Here is a 26,000-nt window from a genome sequence, read left to right on the forward strand (position 1 = left end):
GGCGCGTATACCCAGTACGCGCCGGCCGCCCCCTTCGTGTTCGTGTAGGTGGAGTACGTCAGAGCGGTGTGAGGTGCCCGGATGCCGGAGGCGCCGGCTGCCGCGGCAGCAACGAGGGCTCGCGCGACGCCGATCCGGGTTCCAGCGCGAGAACCGCGGCCACCGGATGCTGCTCCTCTACCGCCGAAGTCACCGAAGTCAGTGGAGGCTCGGCCAACGGCTCCGCCGCCGAAGACACCGGTGTGGAACGCGACAGCGTCACCACACCCCAGGCCGCGATCGCCGCCCCGGCCAGTGCCAGCAGCAGTCCCGCCGCCCCGCCCTGCAGGCGCTCGCCGAGCAGTGAGAGTCCGGTGACCGCGGCGGCGAACGGATTGGCCAGCGTCACCACCGCGAGCGGCGCGCCGAGGCCGCCCCGGTAGGCGACCTGGGAGAGCAGCAGCCCGCCCGCCGCGAAGGCCGCGACCAGCAGGGCCACCACGATCACCTGCCCGCTGAGCAGCGAATCCGAGCGGTCCGTCGCGGCGACCGTGACGGTCTGGGTGAGCGCCGAGGCGACACCCGAGGCGAAGCCGGAAGCGGTCGCGTGCCGCAGCCCGGAGCGCGCGCCGCGCCGGGCCAGCAGGCCGATGAGGGCCGCGGTCGTGCCGGCGACCGCCAGCGCCTGCGGGACGCTCAGCACGTCGTCGGGCGCGGGCCCGGAGGCCGTGACGAGCAGCGCGGCGAGCCCGATCAGCGTCAGCGAGGTACCGCGCCACTCGACGGCGCTCACCCGCCGCCCCGCCATCCGCGCGCCCAGCGGCACCGCGGCGACCAGGGTGAGCGCGCCGAGCGGCTGGACCAGGGTGAGGGTGCCGTACTTGAGGGCGGCCACGTGCAGCAGCGCGGCGGACGCGTTGAGTCCGACCGACCACCACCAGGCACCGCTGCCCAGCAGCCGCAGCACTCCGGCGTCGGAGGTCCGCGCGGCGAGCCGCTCCTGGGCCACGGCGGCGGCCGCGTACGCGACGGACGAGAACAACGACAGGACGACGGCGACAAGGGTGGCGTTCATCGTCCGGCTCCCACGAGCTCGGGCGCTTCCGGTACGTCCGGCGCGTCCGGTACCAGTGCTTCCGGTACTTCTCGTACGGAACCTTCCGTGTCCTCCGCGACGACGAGTTCCCGGGTGTTCCCGTCGGTCGCCGCCGTCCGCTTCGGCAGGCGGATCACGGCGAGGGCGATGCCGAGGAGCGCGGCCGCCACGATCGCGTCGAGCCAGTAGTGGTTGGCCGTACCGACGATCACCAGCAGGGTGAGCAGCGGATGCAGGAGCCACAGCCAGCGCCAGCGCGACCGGGTCGCGGCGATCAGGCCGATAGCCACGATCAGGGCCCAGCCGAAGTGCAGCGACGGCATCGCCGCGAACTGGTTCGACAGCGAGTCCGCCTCGGGCGAGGCGCCGTACACCGTGGGCCCGTACACCTGCCCGGTGTCCACCAGGCCCGTCATGGCGAGCATGCGCGGCGGGGCGAGCGGGAACGTGAGGTGCACCACCAGGGCGGCGGCGGTGACCGCGGCGAGGACCCGGCGGGCCCATACGTAGTGGCCGGGCCGCCGCAGATACAGCCAGACCAGGAAGGCCGCGGTGGCGGGGAAGTGGACGGTCGCGTAGTAGGTGTTCACGACGTGCACGAGGGTGTCGCTTTGCAGCAGCGCGGACTGTACGGCGCCCTCGCCGGGCAGATGCAGGAACCGCTCCAGGTCCCACACGTGGCGCGCGTTGCGAAAGGCCTCACCGGTGTGGCCCGTGGCCAGCAGCCGGCCGAGCTTGTAGACGAGGAACAGTCCCGCGACGAGCAGGAGCTCACGGACGAGGGGCGGCCGCCGTGTGGCGGCGGACCCCTTCTTTGCAGGCTCGGTTGGGCATTCCATCCCCCGGCCCCTTCGCTGAAGGTGTTGCGTGTGCTGGTGCGTGGTGAACCCAGGACAAAGTCCACTCGACAGAGGAGTGGGTCCTGTCCAAGGCCCATCGATACGCCAGTGTACCGATACGATGGCGTTCCGGTACACTAGCGTTTCGATAGGAGATAAGACACACTGGTAAGCAGCCCTCTGGGGTTGCGGAGACGAGCGAGGAGAAGACCCATGACGTCGCAGGCAGCGGACGGACCGGAGACGGTCGTCGCCTCGCGCCGCTCCAAGATCACGCCGGAGCGTGAGCGGGAGTTCCTCGACGCCGCGCTCGACCAGATCCGTGAGTGCGGCTACGACGCGCTGAGCATGGAGGGTGTCGCGGCCAGCACGCGGTGCAGCAAGTCCACGCTCTACCGGCAGTGGAAGACGAAGCCGCAGTTCGTGGCCGCCGCGCTGCGCGCCAACAGCTGTCCCAAGTTCAGCGGTATCGACACCGGTTCGCTGGCCGGCGATCTGCGCGCGGCCGCGCGCGCGGCGGGGGAGCGGTCCGACGAGGACACCCGGCTCTTCCAGGCGCTCGGTCCGGCGCTCCTGCAGGATGACGAACTGCAGCGCGAGCTGCACGCCGTGATGGTCGAACCCGAGCTCGGCGGGCTCCGGGAGATGATCCGGCGGGGGGTCGACCGGGGCGAGATCTCCGCCGACCATCCAGCCCTGGAGTTCGTGCCGGCGCAGCTGCTCGGCATGGTGCGCGTCCGGCCGCTCCTGGAAGGGCGGTACGCGGACGCGGACTATCTCGTCCGCTATGTGGAGGTGGCCCTGCTGCCGGCCCTCGGACTGTCGGACACCGGCTAGGGCCCTAAGGGCCCCTACGACCCAGGCCACCGTCCACGGGATGACTGGACGGTGACCTGCTCGCGCCGCACCGTGGGGACGGGGGCGGCGCACACCATCCGGCCGGGTGGGGTTCCTCTTGAGCGGAGAGGCGCCTCATCCGGCCGACTGGTTTCCGGACTCCCGCGACCGGCGGTTACACGGTCTGACCGTTGCCGCCGCCCGCGGACTCCTTGATGCCCTTGGTTATCTCGTCTATCACGGACTGCTCCGGCGCCTTGGAACTGACGTCGATGCCGAAACGCACGACGACGAGCTGCTTGGCGTTGGCGGGCGCGGGGAAGACGAGCGACTCGACGTAGCCGTCGTCGCCCTTGCTCGTGACGACCTTCCAGCGGACCGCGTAGCCCTTCTGCCCGGCCACGGTGACCGCCTTGGAGGAGAGCTCGTCGTGCGAGGTGATCTCGCCGTAGCTCTTGCCGCCGTAGGACTCCTCGGCGTTCTTGGAGATGTCCTCCTTCGCGGCGGCCTCGGCGGTGGTGGCCTTGAGCTGGAGCGCGATCGCGGGGGCCGAGTACGCGCCGCCCCGCGTGCATTTCTTCGTGGTGTCGCCGGGGCATTTGTAGGAGTCCTTGGACGTCACCTGGGCGCCCACCTGCATGGACCCGCCGGTGAAGCCGTCCGGCACGGGGAGGCTGATGCCGTTGATCAGGTCCGCGGCGTAACCGCCCTCGGTCTGCTCCGGCTGCGGGATCGCGCTCTCACCGCCGCCCGGGCCGTCGGGACCGCCCTGGCCGCCGCCGTCCTGCCCCTCCGGGCCACCGGGCGGTGTGGGCGCCGACCGGGCGTTGTCCTGGCCGCCGCCCGAGCCGTCGTTCGCGGTCAGCGCGTACACGCCGCCGCCTATGCCCGCGAGCACCGCCACGGCCACCGCCACGGCTATGGCCGTGCGCACTCCGCGCCGCGGGCCACCGGGCCGCACACCGGGATCACCCGGATACGACCCCGCGCCCGGCGGAAACACCGGGGGACCCCACGCGGCGGAAGCCGAGTCGGCGGGGCGGGTCTGGTCCGTCCATGTTCTACCGTCCCACCAGCGTTGCGTGGCGGGGCCGTCACTTGTCTGGCCGGGGTCGGGATACCAGCCGGGAGGAGTCGCCTGCGTCATGGGTCCACCGTATGAGGCGTGGGTGAAAGCCGGATGAGAGGATCCGCGCCGATTTCGCTCCGGCCCGGTCGCGCCCGGCCGGGAAGTCGGTTCCGGTTCACGGCTGTTGACGGTCGATGACCTTCACCCGCGCTGGTCGGCGGCCCCGTCCGTCGCCTCCGGTCCACCGCCGTCACCCGTCACGGCAACAGCTGTTCCGACCGGCCACCACCGCGGCTTCCGGAGGGCTAGGCTCAAGGCCTGTACGTCGTTTGGGCGACCTGGGGAGGTAGCGGGATGACGGAGGTAAGGCCGGGACCGGCCGCCTCGGTACCCCTCTGGGAGCGCGACGCGGAACTCGCCGCGGTCGCGGAGGCGGTCGACGCCCTGTGCGCGGGCTCCTCCTCGGGCAGCCTGCTGGTCTTCAGCGGCGAGGCCGGCATCGGCAAGACCGCACTCCTCGCCGAGGCGCGGCGGATCGCGGAGACACGCAAGTGCACGGTGTGGTCGGTGCGCGGCGGCGAGACCATCACGTCCGTTCCGTTCAATGTCGTACGGCAGTTGCTGCAGCCCGCGCTCGTGGCGCTGATGCCCGACGAGGCGCGTGAGTACTTCGGCGACTGGTACGACATCGCCGGACCCGCCCTCGGGATAGCGGAACCGGGCGCGCGCCAGGCCGACCCGCAAGGCGTGTGCGACGGTCTGGTCGCGGCGGTGCGCCGGCTCGCCCGGCGCGACTGGCCGCTGGTGCTGCTCGTCGACGACGCGCACTGGGCCGACCAGGAGACCCTGCACTGGCTGGCCGCGTTCGCGGAGCGCCTCGACGACCTGCCCGTCCTCGTCGTGGTCGCCCGCCGCCCCGGCGAAGCCACCGGCGAGAGCGCCCGCCACCTCGACACCATCGGCGCCGCCGCCCGCCCGCTCGCCACCCTGAGCGCACTGACACCCGACGCCGCGGCCGGACTCACCCGGGCCACCCTCGGCGCGCACGCCGACGCCCCGTTCTGCCGCGAGGTCTGGGCGGTCACCGGCGGCAACCCGTACGAGACCGTGGAACTCCTCGCCAAGGTCCAGGACACCGGCCTCGAACCGGTCGAGGGCACGGCCGCGGACCTGCGCGCCCTCAACCACTCGGCGCGCGGCCGCGGCCTTGTCGACCGGCTCGAAGCGCTCGGCGTCGACGCCACGAAGTTCGCCTGGGCGGCGGCCGTCCTCGGTACGCAGATCTCCCTCGACCTGGCGGCCGAGCTCGCCGGCATGCAGCTCGACGAGGCGCAGCGCTGCGCGACCCGGCTGGGCGCGGCGCGCATCCTCACCGAGGCCGACCGGGCGAGCGGTCAAGGGGCCGAAGGCGACCTGGAGTTCGTCCATCCGCTCATCGCCAGCGCCGTCTACCGCTCGATCCCGGACGCGCTGCGCACCGCGATGCACGGCGTGGCCGCCGCGGTAGTCACCGCGTCCGGGCTCGGCGCCGCCGCGGCCTCCCGGCACCTCCTGGAAGTGCACCCGGACGACGATCCCGAGCTCGTCGAGCAGATGCGCGAGGCCGCCCGCGAGCACCTCGCCGTCGGTGCCCCGGACGCGGCCCGCCGCTGTCTGGAGCGCGCCCTGCTGGAACCTCCGCTGCCGGGCTCTCACGCGCGCGTGCTCTACGAGTTGGGCTGCGCCACGCTCCTCACCTCGCCCGCGACCACCATCGGGCACCTGCGGGAGGCGCTCACCGTGCACGGCCTGGAGGACGACCTGCGCGTCGACGCGGTCTGCCGTCTTTCCCAGGCGCTCGTCCACAACGACCAGTTGGAGGAGGCGGTCGCCACGGTCGACGCGGAGGCCGCCCGCCTGGACGCCGGCCCCGCCCGAATGCGCCTCCAAGCCGTGCACTACATGTGGGAGGGCATCCACGCGGGCGAGGAGGACGCGTCCGGCCGCTCCCGCCGGCTCGCCCAGCTCGTCAAACCGCTGAGCGGCCGCGACAACTCCGAGCGCGCCCTGCTCATCCTGCGCGCCTTCGACGCCATGACCCGCGGGGAGAACGCCGAGGAGGTCGTCGAGCTCTGCGACCGCGCCCTGGTCAACGGCCGCCTCGCGCCCGGTCTCGGCTGGACCGACACCGAGTGGAGCTTCGAGCTCCTCATGATGCTCGGCATCTCGTACACGTACGCGGACCGGCTCGACCGCGCCGAAAGCCTCTTCAGCGACGCGCAGCGGACCTACGAGACCGCCGGGTGGAGCGGTGGCCATCTGGCCCTCGCGACCGCCTTCGGCGGCTACGTCCATCGCAGACGGGGCCGCCTCACGGACGCGGAGGCCTTTCTGCGCGAGGCGCTCAGGCTGGCCGACCGGGTGGGCAGCAGGCTGCCCATGCACTGGTCCGCGGCGTGCATGCTCATCGACACGCTGCTCGCCCGCGGCCATGTCGGCGCGGCCGAGGAGGTCGCCGAGCGGTACGCCTTCGAACCGCCCCACCCGTCCACGATCGTCCTGCCGGACACCCACTCGATAAGGGGCCGGCTGCTGATCGCCACCGGCCGCGTCGAAGAGGGCGTGAACGAGCTGGAGACCGCCGAGAAGATGTCCGCGTCCCGCGGCGGCCACAACACGGTGATGGCGCCCTGGGCGGGAGACCTCGCCCGGACCCTCGCCGCCCAGGACCCGCGCCGCGCCGCCGAGGTGGCGGCCGACGCCCGGGCCCAGGCCGAGCGCTTCGGTACCGACACGTCGATCGGCGAGGCCCTGCGCTGTGCCGCCGCCCTGGAGACCGGCCAGCGCTCGGTCACGCTGTACGCCCAGGCCGTCGCGTACCTCGAAGCGTCACCCTGCGCCTACGAACACGCCGCGGCCCGCGTCGAGTACGGCATCGCGGCCCGTTCCCCCACAGAACTCAACCGCGGCCTGACGCTGGCGCGCTCCTGCGGTGCGGACGGCCTGGTGGCCAGGGCCCGGGAGGTACTCGACAAGGGCCGCGGCCTGCACTGAGGGTTCAGCAGCAGGCTCTCAGGCCCCTGCCCCGAGCAGCCGGTCCGTCACCGTCGACAGGCGCTTCCACACCTCACGGTCGTACGCGTCCGAGTGGGCCCGCGAGGGACTCGTACCGTCGAAGTACCGGCCCGTCATGTCCTGGCCCGACTCCGCGGTGGCGAGGGCCAGGACGGCGGCCGCCCCGTCGGCCACGGTGGACAAGGGCGTGACGTCGGCATCGCGGACCATCGCGGTGTCCATGAAGGTGGCGGGGTGCAGCACGTTCACCGAGACGCCGGTGCCCGCGAGTTCCTCGGCGAGGGCGAAGGTGTGCGCGGCGAGGGCGAGTTTGCTGCGGCGGTACGCCGTCACGCCGTCGTAGGTCCGGGTCATCCCGATGTCGTCGAAGTCCAGGGGCTGCTGGCCCGCCGAGCCGACGTTGACGATCCGGGCGGGAGCACTCGCGCGCAGCACCGGCAGCAGGGCGCGGGTCAGGGCGACCGGGGCGAGGTAGTTGACCGCGAACCGCAGCTCGTGCCCGTCGGCGCTCTCCTCGCGCCCGCCGCCGGGTGAACCGAAGCCGATCCCCGCGTTGTTGATCAGCACATCGAGCCGGGGATGCGCCGCCGCGACCCGCTCGCCCAGCTCCCGTACGCGCGCCAGTGACGCCAGGTCCGCGACGAATCCGTGCGCCTCGCCCTCGGTACGCAGCTCCGCGACCAGCCGCTCCGTACGGTCGGGGTCGCGGCCGTGGGCGAGGACGACATATCCGGAGCGGACCAGCTCGAAGGCGACGTAACGGCCGAGTCCGGAGGTGGCACCGGTGATCAGAACAGTGGGCATACATCCAGCCTAGGCACAGGGCGGACGCGTGTGCGAGGTGCTGCTGAAGCTACGACCGGCAGGGTCACCCTGCTGCGACGAGCGGGGTCACTCCGCGGCGGTCCCGTCCTCCTCGGCCAGCACCCGCTGGGCCACGGCGAACGCCGAGTTGGCCGCCGGGACCCCGCAGTACACCGCCGTCTGCAGCAGCACCGCGCCGATCTCCTCCGGGGTGAGCCCGTTGCGGCGGGCGGCGCGGATGTGCATCGCCAGCTCGTCGTAGTGCCCGTGCGCCACCAGCGCGGTCAGCGTGATCATGCTGCGCTCGCGGCGGGCCAGGGTCTCGTCCGTCCAGATCTCGCCCCACGCGTACCGCGAGATGAAGTCCTGGAACCGCGCCGTGAACTCCGACTGCCGGGCCTGCGCCCGGTCCACGTGCTCATCCCCGAGCACCTGCCGACGCACCTCCATACCCCGCTTGGCGCCCCCGTCGAAGTGCGCGCGCAGGGCGGTGAGTACGGCCTCCGGGCACTGGGCGGGCGCGAGGTGCGAGGCGCCCGGGATCTCGACGAGCGCTGCATGGGGCACCGCGTCCGCGATCTCGCGGAGATGTGCGGGCGGGGTCGCCGGGTCCTGGCGGCCGGCGACGAGCAGTGTGCGCGCGCCGATCCGCGGCAGCTGCTCACGGATGTCGAAGGCGGCGAGCGCGTCACAGCAGGCGGCGTACGCGTCCGGATCCGCCGTCCGGTGGTCCTCGACCAGCTCCGGAACGGTGAAACCACCCGTGAACCAGCGGGAGTCGGCGCTCTCGGCGAGCTTCGCCAGCCCCTCGGCACGGACGAGCGCCGCCCGCTCCTCCCACGGCTTGGAGCCGTTGAAGTGCGCCGAGGAACAGATCACGGCGAGCCGCTCGACCCGCTCCGGGTGGTGCACCGCGAGATACAGCCCGACCGCGCCCCCGAGCGAGACACCGGCGTACGAGAACCGGTCGATGCCGAGTGAGTCGGCGAGCGCGAGCACCAGTCGGGCGAGTTCGGCGACGGTCGCGCCGGGGCCGATCAGACCGGCCGAGGAGCCACCGTGGCCAGGCAGGTCCCAGCGCACCACCCGGTGGGTGACGGAGAGTTCGGGTGCGACCTTGTCCCAGAGGGCCATCGACGTGCCGAGGGACGGACCGAGGAGAAGCGGGGGAGCGGTGGCGGACCCCTCGGTGCGGTAGTGCGGAAGTTCGCCGTTCTTGCTGCTGCTGTTGCCGTTCGGGACGGTCGGCTGGGTGGTCAACGTCGCTCCAGGGCACGGTCGGTGAGGGCTCCGGCGGAACCGGTGTATTGGGTGGGGTCGGTGAGGTCCACCAGGTCGAGATCCTTCAACTCGGGCTCTTCAGCGAGGAGTTCGACCAGCCGTCGGCCCTCGGCGGTGGCCTGCCGCGCGGCCCGCGTGAGCAGTTCCTTGGCGCGGGCGCGCCCGAGCACCGGCGCGAGCTCGGCGGACAGTCGCTCGGAGACGATCAGTCCGTGCGTGAGGTCCAGGTGCGCGCGCATCGCGTCGGCGTGCACCTGGAGGCCCTCGGTCAGCTCGGCCGCGTCCCGTGCCGCGCCGCCGACCAGCCGGAGCAGGTCGCGCAGCGGTTCCCACTCGGCGTGCCAGGCACCGGCGGGCCGTTCGTCCTCGGCGACCAGGGAGCCGTACAGCGTCGCGGCGAGCTGCGGGGCGCGGCGGGCCGCCGCGGCGATGAGCGTGGAGCGCACGGGGTTCGCCTTGTGCGGCATCGCGGAGGACCCGCCGCCCGCGCCCTCGCTCAGCTCGCGGATCTCCGTACGGGCGAGGGTGAGCACGTCCGTGGCCGCCTTTCCGAGGCCGCCGGCGGTGAACGCGAGGGCGCCCGCCAGGTCGGCGACGGGCGTACGGAGGGTGTGCCAGGGCAACACCGGTGCGGCGAGGCCGAGTTCACGGGCGTACGCCTCGACGAGGGGCCCGGTGTCCGAGGCGCCGTACGCACCGAACGCCGCCAACGTGCCCGCCGCGCCGCCCAGTTGAGCCGGAAGGCCGTCCCGCACGGCCCGAAGACGGTCCCTCGCGTCCAGCACCAGCGACCGCCAGCCCGCCGCCTTCAGCCCGAACGTGGTCGGCACGGCATGCTGGGTGAGCGTCCGCCCCGGCATCACCGTGTCGCGGTGCTCCCGCGCCAGCCGCGCCAGCGCACGCTCCGTACGGGCGAGGTCGGCGAGGACCAGGTCCAGCGTCCGTACGGCGACCAGCATCATGGCGGTGTCCATGATGTCCTGGCTGGTCGCGCCCCGGTGGACGTACGAGGCGTACGCCTTCCCGTTCTCCGTGGCGGCCGTCACGACCGCCGCGGTCAGGTCGGCGACCAGCGGAATCACCGGATTGCCGCCCCCTCGCGCCGCCCGCGCGAGGGCGTGCAGGTCGAAGCGTGCCGCGTCGGCCGCCCCGGTGACCGCGTCGGCGGCCTCCGCCGGGGCGAGGCCGAGGGCCGCCTGTGCGCGGGTGAGCGCCGACTCCGCGTCGAGCAGCGCCTGGAGGAAGGCGCGGTCGCCCGTCGCGGACTCGGCGGCGGAGCCGGCCCGCCCGGGGGCGAGCAGACCGGCGTCGGAATCAACCGGGTCGACGGGGTCGACAGCTGTCACTGGAACTCCAGGAAGACCGTTTCGCCTTCGCCCTGAAGGCGGATGTCGAAACGGTACGTGCGGTTCGGTCCTTCGGCCGCGATCAGCGTGGCGCGGCGCTCCGCGGGCAGCGAGTCGAGCAGCGCGTCCGTGCCGGTGCCCTCGGTGCCGCCCGCCGCCAGATACGCCCGGGTGTACAGGTGGTGCAGCAGCCCGCGCGCGAACACGCACACGCTGATGTACGGCACTCCGGGGTTGCCCGGCGGCAGCGTGTAGAGCGCGTAGTGGCCGTCGGCGTCCGTGGCGACCCGGCCGAAACCGGTGAAGTCGATGCCGTTGCGGCCGAGGTAGCCGCCGGTCACCGGGTCACGGCGCATCGAACCGGGGGCGCCCTTGAGGGAGCCGTCCGGGCCCGCCTGCCAGAACTCCAGGAGCGCGTCCGGGATCGGCTTGCCCTCGCCGTCCAGTACGTACCCGTGCAGGACGATCTGGTCGGGGTGGCCCTTGGGTGCGACCTGCCCGCCCTCGGGGAAGGGCAGCGCGTACCCGTAGAAGGGGCCGACGGTGTGGGACGGCGTGGGCAGCAACTGCTCGGGACTCTCGGTGGGGGCGGTCATCAGTCGCGGCCTTCCTCGATCCAGGTGGCGGAGGGACCGTCGAGAACGATGTCCCACTCGTAGCCGAGCGAGAACTCGGGCTGCGAAAGGTCGTGGTTGTACGCCGCGACCAGGCGGTTACGGGCCGACTCGTCGGTCACCGAGCGCAGGATCGGGTCGTACTGGAAGAGCGGGTCGTTCGGGAAGTACATCTGCGTCACGAGCCGCTGGGTGAACGCCGTGCCGAACATCGAGAAGTGGATGTGCGCGGGCCGCCACGCGTTGGTGTGGTTGCGCCACGGGTACGCGCCCGGCTTGATCGTACGGAAGAAGTAGTGTCCCTGATCATCCGTCAGGACCCGTCCAACACCGGTGAAGTTGGGGTCGAGCGGGGCCGGATGCTGGTCGCGCAGGTGTGCGTACCGGCCGGACGCGTTGGCCTGCCAGAGCTCGATGAGCTGGCCGCGCACCGGGCGGCCCGCGCGGTCGAGCAGCCGGCCGGAGACGGTGATGCGCTCGCCGAGCGGCTCGCCCTGGTGCTGCACGGTCAGGTCGTTGTCGATGTCGGTGATGTCGGTCGGGCCGAACACCGGCCCGGACAGCTCGACCGTCTCCGGGTCGCCGCCGCTCACCGCGACCAGCGGCTGCTTGGGGTACCGCAGCACAGAACTGCGGTACGGGGCGTAGTCGCGCGGCGGATGGTTCCGCGCCGGCGCACCCTCGGCGAGGGCCTTGTCGTACGCGTTCTGGAGGTCGTCGACCTCGGTGTCGATGTCCGACTGGGTCAGAGGAGGCATGAGGATTCCTACGTGTCCGGGTCCTGTGAGTCTTAGCGTTCGAGGACGAGGGCGAGGCCTTGGCCGACGCCGATGCACAGGGTGGCGACGCCGACACCCGAGCCCTGCCGGGCCAGCTGGTGCGCGACGGTGCCGGCGAGGCGCGCACCCGAGGCACCGAGTGGGTGGCCCAGGGCGGTGGCACCGCCCTGCGGGTTGAGGATCGACGGGTCGAACTCCGGCCACTCGGCGACGCAGCCGAGGACCTGTGCGGCGAACGCCTCGTTCAGCTCAAGCGTTGACAGATCGTCAAATCCCTTGCCCGCCTTGGCGAGTGCGCGATTGACGGCTTCGACGGGGGCGAGTCCGAAGTAGTGCGGGTCGATCGCGGAGACGCCGGAGGCGGAGACACGGGCGAGCGGCTCGCGGCCGGTCGCTCGGAGACCTTCCTCGTCGACTAGGAGCAGGGCGGCGGCACCGTCGTTGAGCGGGGAGGCGTTGCCCGCCGTCACCGTGCCGTGCTCGGTGCGGAAGGACGGCTTGAGCCTGGCCATCGCGTCGAGGGACGCGGAGGCGCGTACGCACTCGTCGGCGCCGAAGACGACCGGGTCGCCCTTGCGCTGCGGGATGGAGACCGGCGCGATCTCGCCGTCGAAGAGACCGGCTGCCTGGGCGGCGGCGGCCTTCTGGTGGCTGGCGAGGGCGAACTCGTCCTGCTGCTCGCGGCTGATCTTGTGCTTGTCGGCGATGAGTTCGGCGGACTCGCCCAGCGGGACGGTCCACTGAGGGTCCATCTTCGGATTGACCATGCGCCAGCCGAGCGTGGTGGAGTACAGCTCGGTGTGGCCGGCCGGGAAGGGCTTGTCGTTCTTGGGCAGCACATAAGGGGCGCGGGTCATCGACTCGACGCCGCCGGCCAGGGCGATGGAGGCGTCGCCCATCGCGATGGCGCGGGCGGCCTGGATGACGGCTTCCAGGCCGGAGGCGCACAGCCGGTTGACGGTGACGCCGGGGACTGTGGTGGGCAGGCCGGCGAGGAGGCCGGCCATACGGGCGACGTTGCGGTTCTCCTCACCGGCGCCGTTGGCGTTGCCGAAGTACACGTCCTCGATCCGGGAGGGGTCCAAGTCCGGTGTACGGGCGAGGAGTTCACGGATCGCGTGGGCGGCGAGGTCGTCCGGGCGGACGCCCGCGAGAGCGCCGTTGTACTTGCCGAACGGGGTCCGGACGGCGTCGACGATGTAGACGTCCTTCACGACTGGGTCTCCTCAGCGAGCTCTTCGGCGGTACGAACCTTCGCGGCGGTCCTGGCCACGATCTCCTCGGCGGTGACGCCCGGCGCGGTCTCGACGAGCACCAGGCCCTCCTCCGTCACGTCCAGCACGCCCAGGTCGGTGATGATCCGGTTGACGCAGGCCTTGCCGGTGAGCGGCAGCGCGCACTCCTCCAGGATCTTCGGGGAACCGTCCTTCGCGGTGTGGGTCATCACGACGATGACCTTGCGGGCGCCGTGGACGAGGTCCATCGCACCGCCGATCCCGGTGATCAGCTTGCCGGGGATGGCCCAGTTGGCCAGGTCACCGCCGGCGGAGACCTGCATGGCGCCCAGCACGGCGACGTCGATGTGCCCGCCGCGGATCATCCCGAAGGACAGCGAGGAGTCGAAGTAGGAGGCGCCGGGCAGGACGGTGACCGTCTCCTTGCCGGCGTTGATGAGGTCGGGGTCGACCTGGTCGTCGGTCGGATACGGGCCGGTGCCGAGGATCCCGTTCTCCGACTCCAGGATCACCTCCACGTCCGGCGGGAGGTAGTTGGGGATCAGGGTCGGCAGGCCGATGCCGAGGTTGACGTACTGGCCGTCCCGCAGCTCGCGCGCGGCGCGGGCCGCCATCTCTTCTCTGCTCCAGGGCATTACTCGCTCACCGTCCCGTTGGCCGCGGGCGCCGAAACCGTCCGCTGCTCGATCATCTTGGCGTTCGCCTGCTGCGGGGTGAGTGCGATGACACGCTGCACGAAGATCCCCGGCAGGTGCACCGCGTCCGGGTCGATCTCACCCGGCTCCACGAGTTCCTCGACTTCGGCGATCGTCACCCGCCCGGCCATCGCCGCCAGGGGGTTGAAGTTCCGCGCCGACTTGTTGAAGACGAGATTCCCGTGCCGGTCGCCCCTGGCCGCCCGGACGAGCGCGAAGTCGGTACGGATGCCGTGCTCCAGTACGTACTCCGTACCGTCGAACTCCCGCACCTCCTTGGGCGGCGAGGCGAGCGCGACGCCGCCCGCACCGTCGTACCGCCACGGCAGCCCGCCGTCGGCGACCTGTGTGCCGACACCCGCCGGGGTGAAGAACGCCGGGATGCCGGCCCCACCGGCCCGCAGCCGCTCGGCCAGCGTGCCCTGGGGGATCATCTCGACCTCCAGCTCACCGGCCAGATACTGCCGCGCGAACTCCTTGTTCGCCCCGATGTACGACCCCGTGACACGGCCGATCCGCCCGGCCGCCAGCAGCACCGCCAGGCCCGACTCCATCGCCCCGCAGTTGTTGGAGACGATGCCCAGGCCGGAGACTCCACGCTCGTACAACGCCTGGATCAGCACATTCGGCACACCGCTGAGGCCGAACCCACCGACCGCGAGTGTCGCGCCGTCGGCTACATCGGCCACCGCCTCGGCGGCTGTGGCGACCACCTTGTCCATCCGTGAAGCCCCATCTCTCCCGAGCGTCCAGTGTCTGAATTAGTCAGGGCACTGAGTATTTCTTCGAGGTTTCGAACACGCTGCCACCCTAGCCCTGAGTCGTCAAGGGTCCCAGAGAAGCGGCAGGTCAGAGTCTCGTCGTCGGGGCGAGACAAGGTGAGCCGCTGCCCGGTATCGTTCAGTACACCAACGAATTAGGAGCGCACATGGCCGCGGTGGATCTCTCCACCCACCCCGGGCACCTGGCCCGGCGGTTGCAGCAGGCGCACTACCTGCTGTGGAACACGATGGTCTCCGAGGAGATCACCTCGCCCCAGTTCGCGGTCCTGAACGCGCTCGTCGCCGAGCCGGGCCTCGACCAGCGCACGGTGGGGGAGCGGGTGGGTCTGGACCGGTCCACCGTCGCCGAGGTCATCAGCCGGCTCAGCCGCCGCGGGCTCCTCGGCAAGGTGCGTGACCCGCAGGACGGCCGGCGGTTCCTGCTGCGGCTCACGGATGAGGGTGTGCGGACCCATCGGAAGCTGACCGTGCGGACGGCTCGGATGAACCAGGTCTTTCTGGCCCCGCTCTCCGCCGAGGAGCAGGGGCTCTTCTTCGATCTGATCCAGCGGGTCTCTGACGCGGCGGAGGGGCTTCGCCGGGCGGGGGAGTCGGAGCCGTTTGTTGTGCAGGGCTGAGCTCTTTTGGGGTGAAGAAACGGCGGGACAGTAGCGGTTGTACGTGAGCTGCGGGCCGGTCGTGGCTGGGCGCGCAGTTCCCCGCGCCCCTTGCGGGGCTGCGCCCCTCTTGGGCGGCTCAGGCCTTGGCGAAGACCACCCATACCTGGCCCTTTGCGAAGGGCATCGGGGTGCCGTTCTTTGTGGTGAAGTCTGTTCCGTCCTCGGCCGATGTGCGCTTCCAGTCGGCGTCGAAGGACCGGCCGTCGCGGAGGACCTTCGCGGTGCCCGAACCGACGGTCTCCGTGTACGGCGTGTTGTTGCCCAGGAAGTCGCCGAACCTGGACTTCCGCACCTTCACGTACTGCACGACGACCGTCGCGGCGGCCACTCGCTTCCCGTCGGTCGTCACGGTCGGCGTGCCGTCCATCGACACCAGCCAGCTCTTCCGGTCCTCGGACCAGGTGAAGGTGAAGCGGGCCGCGGGGAAGCGGACCGTGCGCGTGGTCTCGGCCTTGCCGCCCGTGGGCGGCGCGCCGTACGTGAACCCCGTCGTCAGCGCGTCCGCTCCCGGCGCGGACTTCAGCAGTTGCCGGGGGCGAAGGTAGAGGTTGTGCGGCACGGGTTTGTCCGCGCCCCGGTAGTACGCGTTCGCTTCCTCTTCCGGAAGTGCCGCGTGCAGGGGCGCCTTGTTGATCAGAGGCAGCAGCTTGCCCTGTGCACCCGAGAAGGCGAGCGTCGGCTCGTCGAACTGGCGCAGCAGCTCCAGGTCGGACTCCCGCGCGCTGCGCACCGGGCCGACCGCCTGCGGCAGCTGGGTCGCGTACACGGCCATCAGGCGGCTGAGGCCGCCCTCCACCTGCTCCGCGTACACGATGTCCGCGGAGTCCAGCCCTGTCTGCGGCCGGGCGGCGCCGGCGTTGTCGATCTTCACGGCGAGCGGTGAACCGGCGGCGGGCGCCGCGCTCTCACTGGCCCCGTCGGAGGTCTCCGTGCTGTCCGGGGCCTGCCCGCGTCCGTCGGTCGCCGGGGTGTCGTCCTGGGTGCAGCCCACCACCACGGAGCCCGCCATCGCGGCGGCCAGCAGCGTCGTCGCCATCGCGGAGCGTCTCGTGCGCCCCGTCCGTCTCATGCCTACCGTACCCACGATGCCCCGTTTCTCCGCTTTTCAGCTTATAGGTTCAATGAGGGAATACCCAATGAACCAAGATCGAAGGCCTGCGATGGGCCAAGCAGGTAACGGGTGTGGTGATTCGACGAGGTCAGCGGGCGCATGATCGCCCGGAAGGCGCAACCGGGCGCGGACGAAAGGCTCCGAAAGCTCCGGGCCGGCGTGGCTGAGGGGTCGCTCAGTCCTGCGGTCCCAGGACGTCCGCCAGGTCGTAGCCGACCGGCTCCTCCAGCTGGGCGTAGGTGCAGCTCTCGGGTGTGCGGTCGGGGCGCCAGCGGCGGAAGCGGGCCATGTGCCGGAAGCGCTCGCCGTTCTCCATGTGCTCGTACGCCACCTCGCACACCAGCTCCGGTCGCAGCGGCACCCAGGAGAAGTCCTTCTTGGCGGACCAGCGGCTCGGGGCGCCCGGCAGCCGTGCCGTCTCGTGCGCCGACTCGTCCGCCCAGGATGCCCAGGGGTGCCCCGCGGCAGACTCCATGCGCAGCGGCTCCAGCTCCGCGATCAGCTCCTCGCGCCGCTTCATCGTGAACGCCGCGCACACCCCCACGTGCTGCAGCGTGCCCTTCGCGTCATACAGGCCGAGCAGCAGCGAACCGACGACAGGACCGCTCTTGTGGAGGCGGTAGCCCGCGACCACCACGTCCGCCGTGCGCTCGTGCTTGATCTTGAACATCAGGCGCTCGTCCTGCCGGTAGCGCAGGGTGAGCGGTTTGGCGACCACCCCGTCGAGGCCCGCGCCCTCGTACTGCTCGAACCACCGCTGGGCCACCTCGATGTCCGTGGTCGCCGGCGCCACGTGCACGGGGGCCGTGACATCGGACAAGGCCATCTCCAGCAGCGCCCGCCGGTCGCTCAGCGGGACGTCGAGGAGTGACTCGTCGGCGAGCGCGAGCAGGTCGAACGCCACGAACGACGCCGGGTCCCGCTCGGCGAGCATCAGCACGCGCGACTCCGCCGGGTGGATCCGTTCCGAGAGCGCGTCGAAGTCCAGCCGTCCGCCGCGCGCGATCACGATCTCGCCGTCCATCACGCAGCGCTCCGGCAGCCGCTCCCGCAGTGCCGCCACCAGCTCGGGAAAGTACCGGACCAGCGACTTTCCGTTGCGGCTGCCGATCTCGATCTCGTCACCGTCCCGGAAGACGATCGCCCGGAACCCGTCCCACTTCGCCTCGTAGTGCATGTCCGGCGGAATCTTCGCCACCGACTTGGCGAGCATGGGCTTCACGGGCGGCATCACCGGCAGATCCATGGTCCGATTCTGCGCGGCTCCGCGAGAATTCGCCCGATGTGCGAGGTATGTGCGGTACGCCTACCGTGGCTCGCATGGGTGACGCGGTGGAGCTGGCGGCGGCGGGCCGAACGGTACGGCTGTCCAGCCCCGACAAGATCTTCTTCCCGGAGCGCGGCTTCACGAAGCTGGACCTCGCCGAGTACTACCTCGCCGTCGGCCCCGGCATCCTGCGCGGCCTGCGGAACCGGCCCACGACCCTGGAGCGCTACCCCGACGGGGTGACCGGCGAGTCGTTCTTCCAGAAGCGGGCGCCGAAGAACATGCCCGACTGGATCCCCACAGCGCACATCACCTTCCCGAGCGGTCGCAGCGCCGACGAGATGTGCCCCACCGAGGTCGCCGCCGTGCTGTGGGCCGCCCAGTTCGGCACGCTGACCTTCCACCCCTGGCCGGTGCGCCGGGACGACGTCGACAGCCCCGACGAACTGCGCATCGACCTCGACCCGCAACCGGGCACCGACTACTCCGACGCGGTGCGCGCCGCCTACGAACTCCGTTCCGTACTCCACGACTTCGGCGACCTGCGCGGCTGGCCGAAGACGTCCGGCGGCCGGGGCATCCACGTCTTCGTACCGATCCGGCCCCGGTGGACGTTCACTCAGGTGCGGCGCGCGGCGATCGCCGTCGCGCGCGAGCTGGAGCGCCGGATGCCGGACCGGGTGACCACGGCCTGGTGGAAGGAGGAGCGCGGCGAGAAGATCTTCGTCGACTACAACCAGACGGCCCGCGACCGCACCATCGCCTCCGCCTATTCCGTACGCCCCCACCCGCACGCCCCGGTGTCGGCACCCCTCACCTGGGACGAGGTGGCCGATGCCGTGCCCCGTGACTTCGACCTGGCCACCATGCCCGCGCGCTTCGCCGAACTCGGCGACGTGCACGCGGACATGGACGCCCACGCCTTCTCGCTCGAAGCCCTGCTCGAACTCGCCGACCGGGACGAGCACGACCACGGACTCGGGGACCTGCCGTACCCGCCGGAGTACCCGAAGATGCCGGGCGAGCCGAAGCGGGTACAGCCGAGCCGCGCGAAGCGCGAGGGCCCCGCAACTCCGTGAGTTGCGGGGCCCCTTGGCGCCTATCACTCGGTTACAACTCCAAGAAGCTGCCTACAACTCCTTGATCCGGACGTCCCGGTAGGAGACCACGTCCGTCGTGCCGTGCACCTGCAGTCCGACATAACCGGAGGCGAACCGCCGCCCGTCCGTGCCCGGGTCGTCCGAGCGCGGCGGGGTGAAGTCCTGGCCGCCGGTGTTGTCGAACTCGTTGATCAGCACGCCGTTGCGGTACACCGAGTAGTGCTGGTCGACCACGCGGATCTCGTAGTCGTTCCAGGTGCCCTTCTGGGTGACACCCGCACCGGCCAGACCCACCCGGTCGAAGCCGTAGACCGAACCGGTCTTGTACATGTCGCCGCTGGGACTGTCGAACACCTGCACCTCGTGCCCGTACTTGATGGCGACCCACTCCGGCCGCGACTCCTCCGGGTGGTCGTGGACCCCCGGGAAGCGCACGAACACACCGGAGTTGGCGTTCCCCGTGCCCGGCGCGTCGTCCCGCCACTGGAGCTTCAGCGAGAAGTCGCCGTACTTGCGCTCGGGGAACCACAGCATGCCGAGCCCGGCCTTCGTCGTCCCCGACGTGATGGACCCGTCGCCGTTCGGCGCGAACGAACCACCGCCCACCTGCTGCCACTTGGCGAAGGACGCCTCGGTTCCGTCGAGGATCGTCCGGTAGCCCTCGGTCTGGCCGGGCTTCCCGATGCCGGACTGCTTGGCCGCCTTGGTGATCAGGTTGAACTCGCGCTGGTCGATGACGCCTTCCTTGAGGAGCTTGTCCAGGACGGTCTTCACGTGCTTGAGGAACAGCGCGTGGGACGTCCACTCCTTCTCGTCCTCGATCAACTCGTTGACGCGGCACCGGCTGTTGGTGATCCGGTTCGGCACACCCGAGTCGACCGTGCCGACGATGACCGTCAACCGCTCGTCGTACTCGGCGCAGTTGGGTGCCGGCACCCCGCCGCCGGACGCGACAGTGAAGCTCACGGTCCGCGCCGCGGAGGTGTTGCCTTCCTTGTCGCTCGCCCGGTACGCCACCGTGTGCGCGCCCACGCGGTCGACCACGACGGGAGCCGTGTACGCCAGGTACGGGCCGCCGTCCAGCGAGTACTCGATCGCGGCGACCCCCGAACCGCCCTCGTCGGTGGCGGTCACCGTGACCCTGGCGGTGTTGATGTAGGCCCCGGAGGAGTTCTTGCTGCCCTCGACGTTCACCCCCGTCACCGGCGGAGTCTTGTCCTCCACCGGCGGAGCCACGACGGTGAACTCGACGGACTTCTCCGCGGCGGCGTTGCCCGCCTTGTCCGTGGCCCGGTACCGCACCTTGTGCGTGCCCACTTCGTGGACCATCACCGGAGCCGTGTAGGGCTGCCAGGCACCGGCGTCACCGAGCGCGTACTCGATGGTGTTGACGCCGGACCCGGTGTCCGAGGCGGACACGGTGACGGTCGCCATGGAGAGGTACTGCCCTTGGGGATTCTGTTCGCCGCTCACGGTGGCCGACGTGTCCGGAGGGGTCTCGTCGTCCGTCGACGGCGGCACCACCGTGAACTCCGCCGTCTTCTCGGCGGCCATGTTCCCGGCCTTGTCGACCGCTCGGTAGCGGACCTTGTGGGCGCCCACCTGATCGACCACCACCGGCGTGGTGTACGGCTGCCAGGCACCCGCGTCGCCGATCGCGTACTCGATCCGGTCCACGCCCGAACCCGCGTCGGTCGCGCTCAGGGCCACGGTCGCCGAACCGACGTACGCGCCGTCCGCGTTCTGCGAACCGGTCACGGTCGCCGCCGTCTCGGGTGCCGTGCTGTCCTCGCCGGTGCCCTCGGTGACCACGAGGATGCCCTGCATCTGACCGTGGCCGGGGATGGTGCAGTAGTAGCGGTACCGGCCGGGGGTGAGCGTGACCTCGGCGGTGTACTTGCCGCCCTGGTCGTCGTTCGGGTTGGCCAGGATGTTGAGCTGGACGTCGTTGTTGTACTCCGGGTCGGAGACGTCGAACGTCAACGTGTGCGGCATACCGGTGGTGTTGCCGGTCGCCACGCTGTTCTCGAAGACGATCGTCGTCGCGCCCGCGACCGCCGTGGCGGGCGCGGAGGTGTACTTGTCGATGTCGTTGCCGGCTGTCCACGTCAGTGTCTGCGCGGCGGCGGCAGCGGTACCCGCACCGTTGGCCGGTGCGTTGTCGGTCTGCCCGAACGCCGACGCCGACGTCAGCCCGAGCACCATCAGCAGCGACGCCAGCAGAGCCGTCCACAGAAGTGAGGCTCTTGCGGTTCTTCGCCTTCGTACAGCCGTCAGATTCGTCACTGCGCCTCCCTGGCCAGCTGATCGGCGGCAGGCGTGGGGCCGCCGCCCTTGTACGTCACCTGCCACAGCGCGGACTTGGAGTCCGACGTGAAGAAGCCGCGTCCGTAGTCGAGGACGTACAGCGTGCCGTCGGGGCCGAACTTCCAGTCCATGAGGTTCTTGATGCCGTCGTTGCCGATGGGAATGATCTTCTTCAGGGACTCGGCGTGCACCGGAATTCCACCCTGCCCGGCCGTCTTGGGGTCGAGCAGCACGGCGTGCCGCGGCTGGTCGGCGTCGTAGAAGTCGCCGACGAACCACTTGCCGTCCCAGTACGAGGGCCACTTGGCGGCACTCGCGGACGCGGCGTCGTACCGGTAGACCGGCCCGTTCATGGCCGCCTGCCCGCCGCCCTTCAGCCACGGCAGCAGGAAGGTCTGCTCCTCCGCCTTGTACGAGGGGATGCCGTTGGCGTCACGCGGGAAGTCCGGGCCACCGCCCTGGGGCGAGTACCAGATGGTGTTCGAGGTGACGGGCGGGAGGTTGACGAGGCCGTTGTTGTTGGGCGACTCGTTCTTCGGGGCGTCGCAGTCGTACCAGCCTAGCGGCTGCGTCGGATCGGGCAGGTTGCGGTCCCGGTAGGGCTGCTTGTTGCCCATGCAGAACGGCCAGCCGTGGTTGCCCGGCTTGGTGATCGCGGCGAACGTGTCGTACTTCGCCGGGCCCCAGGTCGTCGACGGCGCCGAGGCGTCCGGCCCGACCCAGCCCGCGAAGAGGGTGTCGGTCTTCTTGTCGACGGAGATGCGGGCCGGGTTCCTGACCCCCATCACATAGATCTCACCGCGCGTCTTGCCGCCGCCCTCGGCGGTCTCCTTGCCGGTGAAGAGGTTTCCGTCGGGCAGGGTGTACGTGCCGTCGGACTCCGGATGGATGCGCAGGATCTTGCCGTTGAGGTTGTTGGTGTTGCCTGAGGTGCGGCGGGCGTCCGCGAAGGAGACGCCCTTGTAGTTCGGCTGCGGGTTGTTGCCCGAGTAACCGCCGCTGAAGCCACTGGAGTTGTTGTCACCCGTGGCGATGTAGAGGTTGCCCTTGGAGTCCCAGGCCATGCCGCCGCCCGAGTGGCAGCAGCTGTGGATCTGCACCGGCCACTTCAGCAGGACCTTCTCGCTGTTCAGGTCCAGTTTGTTCGTGGCGGAGTCGAGCGTGAAGCGGGAGACGTAGCGCTCGGCCATCCGCGTGTCGCGGTTGATCCGCGAGTGGGGCGTGTAGTGCAGGTACACCCAGCCGTTCTGCTCGAACCGCGGGTCCAGCTCGATGCCGAGCAGCCCCTCTTCGACCTTGATCAGCTCGTCGCCGCCGCCCTTGTTGCCGAAGACGGTGAGCGCGCCGGCCAGGGTGACCTTCTTGGTCTTCGGGTCGTAGACGTGGATCTCGCCCTTGCCCTTGCCGATGTCCGGGTTGTTCCAGTCCGTGACGACGGGCGCCGAGGAGTCGGCGCCGCCGCGGCCGATGTAGAGCACGCGTCCGTCGGGCGCGTTGACCAGGCCGTGCGGCTCGCCGATCTGGTCGTTCTGGCCCGGCTGGTTGGGCTGGGTCAGGCGCTCCGCCTTGTAGTTGGCGTTGATCGTGGCCTTGCAGTCGGCCTGTGCGATGCGGGTCGTCCACATCAGCGCCCCGCGCAGATGGGCGCGGAAGTCCGCCTCGTCGTACGAGGAGACCGTGCCGCCCATGCCGGTGTAGAAGGAGCGGCCGCCGTCGTAGTCACGGCACCAGGACACCGGGTGGTCCGCGCCGTTCTTGCTGTCGCCCGGCTGGTACGTCGACTCGCGGACGCGCGCCACGGTGTGCACGTCGCCCGAGGGGTTCTTGGTCCAGTTCAGCCACTGGTCGGGGCGCTTCCACTGGAGCGGCAGGTCCTTCGTCGCCGGGTGTTGCCGGTCGCCGACCTCAACGGTCGCCCGCTGTACGGCTGTTGGGCTGGAAGCGGCCGGACGGGCGCCGACCAGCCCCGTGAACCAGTCCGAGTACGGCTCGGCGCGGGCCGCGTCATGGACGCCGAGGAAACCGCCGCCCGCCTCCATGTACGCCTCCAGACCCGCCTCCTGCTCGGGTTCGAGGACGTCGCCGCCGCCCGTCAGGAAGACGACGGCGTTGAAGCGGCCGAGCCTCGTCTCGTCGGTGAAGACCGAGGCGTCGTCCGTGGCCACGACCTTGAAGCGCTGCGCCGCCGGGCCCGACAGGCCGATCTTCTCGATCGCCTCGATACCGGCGTTGACGACGGGCGACTCCTCGCCGCCCGCCGCGGAACCATGGAAGATCAGCACACGTACGTTGGCGCCGCCGGGAGGCGACTTGATCGACATCGTTGTCAGCGGTGGTTCGGGCGCCGGGCGCGCGCTCGCGGGTGGGCTCGAAAGCACCCCGGTGATGATGGCTCCGGCGGCCAGTGAGGCCGCCCAGCCTCTACGTCTTGCTCTGCTCAACCCTCGTACGGTCAAAGGCTTTTGGTGCGGTGTGAGCCGCATGTGGTCACCCACTCCTCGTCGGTCACAGCAACAGCGCCATGGAAGCTAGACCTTTTCGCGCAGCTCGCCAATAGCTATGACCGGAATGACGCGAACTTTGTCCTGAGTGTGGATAAACGGCGGCGGCGCCGCTACGGTCTCACAGGTTCATCTGCGTCATTTCCGTACCAGGGTGGGGAGTTCGGCATGGGAACCGGCATGGGTACCGGCATGGACAGACGTGGCTTCAACCGGCGGATGCTCTTGGGTGGGACGGCCGTGGTCGCCGGCGCGACATCGTTGTCCTCGGCATCGGCGGCGGTGAGCGCCGACACCCCGCCCAAGACCGCACCGGCCGGGGGAGAGGTCCGGCGCATCAAGCTGTACGCCGAGAAGCTCCCCGACGGCCAGATGGGCTACGGCCTGGAGAAGGGCAAGGCCTCGATCCCCGGCCCGCTCATCGAACTCAACGAGGGCGACACGGTGCACATCGAGTTCGAGAACACGATGGACGTGGCGGTGAGCCTGCACGTCCACGGCCTGGACTACGAGACCTCCAGCGACGGCACGAAGCTGAGCAAGAGCGATGTCGAGCCGGGCGGGACGCGCACGTACACCTGGCGCACCCACGCGCCCGGCCGCCGCAAGGACGGCACCTGGCGGGCGGGCAGCGCGGGCTACTGGCATTACCACGACCACGTCGTCGGCACCGAGCACGGCACGGGCGGGCTCCGCAAGGGGCTGTACGGGCCGGTGATCGTCCGCCGCAAGGGCGACATCCTCCCGGACAAGACGTACACGATCGTCTTCAACGACATGATGATCAACAACAAGCCCGGTCACCAGAGCCCGAACTTCGAGGCCACGGTGGGTGATCGCGTCGAGATCGTGATGATCACGCACGGCGAGTACTACCACACGTTCCACATGCACGGTCACCGCTGGGCGGACAACCGCACGGGGTTGCTGACCGGGCCCGACGACCCCAGCCAGGTCATCGACAACAAGATCGTGGGACCGGCGGACTCGTTCGGCTTCCAGGTGATCGCGGGGGAGGGGGTCGGGGCGGGCGCGTGGATGTACCACTGTCATGTCCAGAGCCACTCGGACATGGGGATGGCGGGGCTGTTCCTGGTGAAGAAGACGGACGGGACGATTCCGGGGTACGAGCCGCGCGAGTCGTCGCACGGGCATTGAGCTCTGCGTATCGCTCCGCGGGCTGGGCCGGTTTTGGCTGCGGGTTCGTTGTGGCTGGGCGCGCAGTTCCCCGCGCCCCTTGCGGGGCGCCGGAATCTGCTGCGGGCAGGAGGAATCCGCTGCCACGTGCCTGTGACCAGTGCGAAATCTGTTGCTGTGGCAATCCAGTGGTGAGGTCCGGTAGCCCGGACCCGGCTCGACCGTGTCGGCGGGGCTGGGTCGGGGAGCGCTCTCAGGAAGGGGTCGAACGGCGGCTATCCTGATCGGCAACCGCCGCCCTTAGGAGCCCCGAGGTGACCGACCAGACGACAGAGCCACGCCCCACGCTGGAGGCGGTGGCCGCCCGGGCCGGCGTCTCCCGGGCCACCGTGTCGCGTGTCGTCAACGGCGGTGACGGTGTGCGAGAACCCCTGGTCGAACGCGTCAGGCAGGCCGTGGAGGAACTCGGCTACGTGCCCAACCAGGCCGCGCGGAGTCTCGTCACCCGACGGCACGACGCGGTGGCCGTGGTGATCGCGGAGCCGGAGACCAGGGTTTTCGCGGACCCCTTCTTCGCGCTTCAGCTCAGGGGGATCAGTAAAGAGTTGACCGCGCACGACTCGCAGCTCGTGCTGCTGCTGACGGAAGGGCGCGACGACCACGCCCGTGTCGGCCGGTACCTCGCCGGCGGTCACGTCGACGGCGCGCTCGTCTTCTCGCTGCACCTCGACGACCCGCTGCCCGGGCTCATCCACGGTGTGCCGACCGTGTACGGCGGGCGGCCCGGTTGGAGTGACGGTACGCGCGGCGCGGTCTACGTCGACAGTGACAACCGGGGTGGCGCCCGCGAGGCCGTACGCCATCTGGTCGGGCTCGGCCGTCGTCGTGTCGCCCACATCACCGGCGCCCTGGACCAGACCTCGGCGGTCGACCGGCTCGACGGGTTCCGGGACGTCATGGTGGACGCCGATCCGAAGCTGATCGCGGAGGGCGACTTCACCCCGGCGGGCGGTGAGCGTGCGATGCGGGAGCTTCTCGGCCGCTGTCCGGACCTGGACGCGGTGTTCGCGGCCAACGACCTCACGGCCGCGGGGGCGCTGCGCGTGCTGCGTGAGCGGGGGCGGCGGGTGCCCGAGGATGTCGCCGTGATCGGGTTCGACGACATGCTTCCGGTCACCGAGCAGACCGACCCGCCTCTCACGACGGTCCGGCAGGACATCGAGGAGATGGGTCGGCTGATGGCACGGTTGCTGTTGCGCGGCCTTGACCGGACGGTTTCGGCGGGGGCCTCCGGCGGTTTGGTGGGGGCGCCGTCCAGTGTTGTCCTGCCGACGACGCTGGTGAGGCGGGCCTCGGCGTAGCGCTCCACGGGTTTGGCCGTTTTTGTCTGCGGGCTTGTTGTGGCCGGGCGCGCAGTTCCCCGCGCCCCTCAAGGGCAGGGGCTACCGCCCCCAAAGACGAAAGACAGGGGCGCAGCCCCGTCTTTCAGGGGCGCGGGGAACTGCGCG

21 protein-coding genes are annotated in these 26,000 nt (G+C 70.7%); 6 read left to right on the top strand and 15 right to left on the bottom strand.

The features are described from left to right. Nucleotides 1-58: 58 nt before the first annotated feature. Nucleotides 59-1,054 carry a hypothetical protein gene (locus AB0I18_RS45235; protein WP_363111639.1) on the bottom strand — a complete coding sequence of 332 codons (996 nt, stop codon included), beginning with the start codon at nucleotides 1,052-1,054 and terminating at the stop codon, nucleotides 59-61. Further along, nucleotides 1,051-1,914 carry a phosphatase PAP2 family protein gene (locus AB0I18_RS45240; protein WP_363111640.1) on the bottom strand — a complete coding sequence of 288 codons (864 nt, stop codon included), beginning with the start codon at nucleotides 1,912-1,914 and terminating at the stop codon, nucleotides 1,051-1,053. Before AB0I18_RS45240 ends, AB0I18_RS45235 begins: the two co-directional genes overlap by 4 nt. 213 nt (nucleotides 1,915-2,127) lie before the next feature. Here AB0I18_RS45240 and AB0I18_RS45245 point away from each other — a divergent pair, with 213 nt between their 5' ends. Continuing rightward, the gene (locus AB0I18_RS45245; RefSeq protein WP_363111641.1) at nucleotides 2,128-2,751 is read left to right on the top strand and encodes a TetR/AcrR family transcriptional regulator; all 624 of its coding nucleotides are present in this window, start codon (nucleotides 2,128-2,130) and stop codon (nucleotides 2,749-2,751) included. A 175-nt stretch (nucleotides 2,752-2,926) separates the two neighbouring features. Here AB0I18_RS45245 and AB0I18_RS45250 read toward each other — a convergent pair whose 3' ends face one another. Beyond that, the gene (locus AB0I18_RS45250; RefSeq protein ID WP_363111642.1) at nucleotides 2,927-3,898 is read right to left on the bottom strand and encodes a DUF2510 domain-containing protein; all 972 of its coding nucleotides are present in this window, start codon (nucleotides 3,896-3,898) and stop codon (nucleotides 2,927-2,929) included. Between the two features lie 276 nt (nucleotides 3,899-4,174). Here AB0I18_RS45250 and AB0I18_RS45255 point away from each other — a divergent pair, with 276 nt between their 5' ends. Beyond that, the gene (locus AB0I18_RS45255) at nucleotides 4,175-6,853 is read left to right on the top strand and encodes an AAA family ATPase (RefSeq protein WP_363111643.1); all 2,679 of its coding nucleotides are present in this window, start codon (nucleotides 4,175-4,177) and stop codon (nucleotides 6,851-6,853) included. 18 nt (nucleotides 6,854-6,871) lie between these two features. On the opposite strand, the gene AB0I18_RS45260 is transcribed toward AB0I18_RS45255, so the two are convergent. From AB0I18_RS45260 to AB0I18_RS45295, 8 genes are all read right to left on the bottom strand, one after another. Beyond that, entirely contained in the window at nucleotides 6,872-7,678 is an 807-nt protein-coding gene (locus tag AB0I18_RS45260) for an SDR family NAD(P)-dependent oxidoreductase (protein ID WP_363111644.1), read from the bottom strand. A gap of 87 nt (nucleotides 7,679-7,765) precedes the next feature. Next, complete coding sequence (pcaD, locus tag AB0I18_RS45265; protein WP_363111645.1) at nucleotides 7,766-8,938, bottom strand: 3-oxoadipate enol-lactonase; 1,173 nt, start codon at nucleotides 8,936-8,938, stop codon at nucleotides 7,766-7,768. Next, on the bottom strand, nucleotides 8,935-10,305 hold the full coding sequence (pcaB, locus tag AB0I18_RS45270; RefSeq protein ID WP_363111646.1) for a 3-carboxy-cis,cis-muconate cycloisomerase: 1,371 nt from the start codon (nucleotides 10,303-10,305) through the stop codon (nucleotides 8,935-8,937). The genes pcaD and pcaB overlap by 4 nt, the downstream gene beginning before the upstream one ends. After that, on the bottom strand, nucleotides 10,302-10,901 hold the full coding sequence (pcaG, locus tag AB0I18_RS45275; RefSeq protein ID WP_363111647.1) for a protocatechuate 3,4-dioxygenase subunit alpha: 600 nt from the start codon (nucleotides 10,899-10,901) through the stop codon (nucleotides 10,302-10,304). The genes pcaB and pcaG overlap by 4 nt, the downstream gene beginning before the upstream one ends. Next, a complete protein-coding gene (gene pcaH, locus AB0I18_RS45280) occupies nucleotides 10,901-11,677 on the bottom strand; it encodes a protocatechuate 3,4-dioxygenase subunit beta (RefSeq protein ID WP_363111649.1) in 777 nt (258 codons plus the stop codon). The genes pcaG and pcaH overlap by 1 nt, the downstream gene beginning before the upstream one ends. Nucleotides 11,678-11,709: 32 nt before the next feature. Beyond that, entirely contained in the window at nucleotides 11,710-12,912 is a 1,203-nt protein-coding gene (locus AB0I18_RS45285; protein WP_363111650.1) for a thiolase family protein, read from the bottom strand. Then, nucleotides 12,909-13,568, bottom strand: a complete 660-nt coding sequence (locus AB0I18_RS45290) for a CoA transferase subunit B (protein ID WP_363111651.1) — start codon at nucleotides 13,566-13,568, stop codon at nucleotides 12,909-12,911. Before AB0I18_RS45290 ends, AB0I18_RS45285 begins: the two co-directional genes overlap by 4 nt. After that, nucleotides 13,568-14,350 (bottom strand): CoA transferase subunit A, encoded by a 783-nt coding sequence (locus AB0I18_RS45295; protein WP_363111652.1) that lies wholly within the window; start codon nucleotides 14,348-14,350, stop codon nucleotides 13,568-13,570. The genes AB0I18_RS45290 and AB0I18_RS45295 overlap by 1 nt, the downstream gene beginning before the upstream one ends. Before the next feature lie 206 nt (nucleotides 14,351-14,556). On the opposite strand from AB0I18_RS45295, the gene AB0I18_RS45300 reads away from it, so the two are divergent. Further along, nucleotides 14,557-15,027 carry a MarR family transcriptional regulator gene (locus AB0I18_RS45300; RefSeq protein WP_363111653.1) on the top strand — a complete coding sequence of 157 codons (471 nt, stop codon included), beginning with the start codon at nucleotides 14,557-14,559 and terminating at the stop codon, nucleotides 15,025-15,027. A 118-nt stretch (nucleotides 15,028-15,145) separates the two neighbouring features. Here AB0I18_RS45300 and AB0I18_RS45305 read toward each other — a convergent pair whose 3' ends face one another. Together AB0I18_RS45305 and AB0I18_RS45310 are read right to left on the bottom strand one after the other, a co-directional pair. Continuing rightward, nucleotides 15,146-16,138 (bottom strand): DUF3048 domain-containing protein, encoded by a 993-nt coding sequence (locus tag AB0I18_RS45305; protein WP_363111654.1) that lies wholly within the window; start codon nucleotides 16,136-16,138, stop codon nucleotides 15,146-15,148. A 217-nt stretch (nucleotides 16,139-16,355) separates the two neighbouring features. Continuing rightward, complete coding sequence (locus AB0I18_RS45310) at nucleotides 16,356-17,426, bottom strand: ATP-dependent DNA ligase (protein ID WP_363111655.1); 1,071 nt, start codon at nucleotides 17,424-17,426, stop codon at nucleotides 16,356-16,358. 74 nt (nucleotides 17,427-17,500) lie between these two features. Between AB0I18_RS45310 and ligD the strand changes: the two genes are divergently transcribed. Beyond that, complete coding sequence (gene ligD, locus AB0I18_RS45315; RefSeq protein WP_363111656.1) at nucleotides 17,501-18,526, top strand: non-homologous end-joining DNA ligase; 1,026 nt, start codon at nucleotides 17,501-17,503, stop codon at nucleotides 18,524-18,526. 51 nt (nucleotides 18,527-18,577) lie between these two features. Here ligD and AB0I18_RS45320 read toward each other — a convergent pair whose 3' ends face one another. Both AB0I18_RS45320 and AB0I18_RS45325 read right to left on the bottom strand, forming a co-directional pair. Next, complete coding sequence (locus AB0I18_RS45320) at nucleotides 18,578-20,752, bottom strand: family 16 glycoside hydrolase (RefSeq protein WP_363111659.1); 2,175 nt, start codon at nucleotides 20,750-20,752, stop codon at nucleotides 18,578-18,580. Nucleotides 20,753-20,829: 77 nt separating this feature from the next. After that, nucleotides 20,830-23,337: a ThuA domain-containing protein gene (locus AB0I18_RS45325; protein WP_363111657.1), complete on the bottom strand. Its 2,508-nt coding sequence runs from the start codon at nucleotides 23,335-23,337 to the stop codon at nucleotides 20,830-20,832. A gap of 210 nt (nucleotides 23,338-23,547) precedes the next feature. Between AB0I18_RS45325 and AB0I18_RS45330 the strand changes: the two genes are divergently transcribed. Beyond that, nucleotides 23,548-24,513 carry a multicopper oxidase domain-containing protein gene (locus AB0I18_RS45330; protein WP_363111661.1) on the top strand — a complete coding sequence of 322 codons (966 nt, stop codon included), beginning with the start codon at nucleotides 23,548-23,550 and terminating at the stop codon, nucleotides 24,511-24,513. A gap of 293 nt (nucleotides 24,514-24,806) precedes the next feature. Then, a complete protein-coding gene (locus AB0I18_RS45335) occupies nucleotides 24,807-25,853 on the top strand; it encodes a LacI family DNA-binding transcriptional regulator (protein ID WP_363111658.1) in 1,047 nt (348 codons plus the stop codon). Nucleotides 25,854-26,000: the final 147 nt, after the last annotated feature.

Source organism: Streptomyces sp. NPDC050704 (assembly GCF_040654355.1).
Taxonomy (GTDB): domain Bacteria; phylum Actinomycetota; class Actinomycetes; order Streptomycetales; family Streptomycetaceae; genus Streptomyces.

Coding starts and splice junctions, on each gene's coding strand:
- AB0I18_RS45235 (WP_363111639.1), bottom strand. CDS start 1,054: ATGAACGCCACCCTTGTCGCCGTCGTCCTGTCGTTGTTCTCGTCCGTC.
- AB0I18_RS45240 (WP_363111640.1), bottom strand. CDS start 1,914: ATGGAATGCCCAACCGAGCCTGCAAAGAAGGGGTCCGCCGCCACACGG.
- AB0I18_RS45245 (WP_363111641.1), top strand. CDS start 2,128: ATGACGTCGCAGGCAGCGGACGGACCGGAGACGGTCGTCGCCTCGCGC.
- AB0I18_RS45250 (WP_363111642.1), bottom strand. CDS start 3,898: ATGACGCAGGCGACTCCTCCCGGCTGGTATCCCGACCCCGGCCAGACA.
- AB0I18_RS45255 (WP_363111643.1), top strand. CDS start 4,175: ATGACGGAGGTAAGGCCGGGACCGGCCGCCTCGGTACCCCTCTGGGAG.
- AB0I18_RS45260 (WP_363111644.1), bottom strand. CDS start 7,678: ATGCCCACTGTTCTGATCACCGGTGCCACCTCCGGACTCGGCCGTTAC.
- pcaG (WP_363111647.1), bottom strand. CDS start 10,901: ATGACCGCCCCCACCGAGAGTCCCGAGCAGTTGCTGCCCACGCCGTCC.
- pcaH (WP_363111649.1), bottom strand. CDS start 11,677: ATGCCTCCTCTGACCCAGTCGGACATCGACACCGAGGTCGACGACCTC.
- AB0I18_RS45290 (WP_363111651.1), bottom strand. CDS start 13,568: ATGCCCTGGAGCAGAGAAGAGATGGCGGCCCGCGCCGCGCGCGAGCTG.
- AB0I18_RS45295 (WP_363111652.1), bottom strand. CDS start 14,350: ATGGACAAGGTGGTCGCCACAGCCGCCGAGGCGGTGGCCGATGTAGCC.
- AB0I18_RS45300 (WP_363111653.1), top strand. CDS start 14,557: ATGGCCGCGGTGGATCTCTCCACCCACCCCGGGCACCTGGCCCGGCGG.
- AB0I18_RS45305 (WP_363111654.1), bottom strand. CDS start 16,138: ATGAGACGGACGGGGCGCACGAGACGCTCCGCGATGGCGACGACGCTG.
- AB0I18_RS45310 (WP_363111655.1), bottom strand. CDS start 17,426: ATGGATCTGCCGGTGATGCCGCCCGTGAAGCCCATGCTCGCCAAGTCG.
- ligD (WP_363111656.1), top strand. CDS start 17,501: ATGGGTGACGCGGTGGAGCTGGCGGCGGCGGGCCGAACGGTACGGCTG.
- AB0I18_RS45320 (WP_363111659.1), bottom strand. CDS start 20,752: ATGGTGCTCGGGCTGACGTCGGCGTCGGCGTTCGGGCAGACCGACAAC.
- AB0I18_RS45325 (WP_363111657.1), bottom strand. CDS start 23,337: ATGCGGCTCACACCGCACCAAAAGCCTTTGACCGTACGAGGGTTGAGC.
- AB0I18_RS45330 (WP_363111661.1), top strand. CDS start 23,548: ATGGACAGACGTGGCTTCAACCGGCGGATGCTCTTGGGTGGGACGGCC.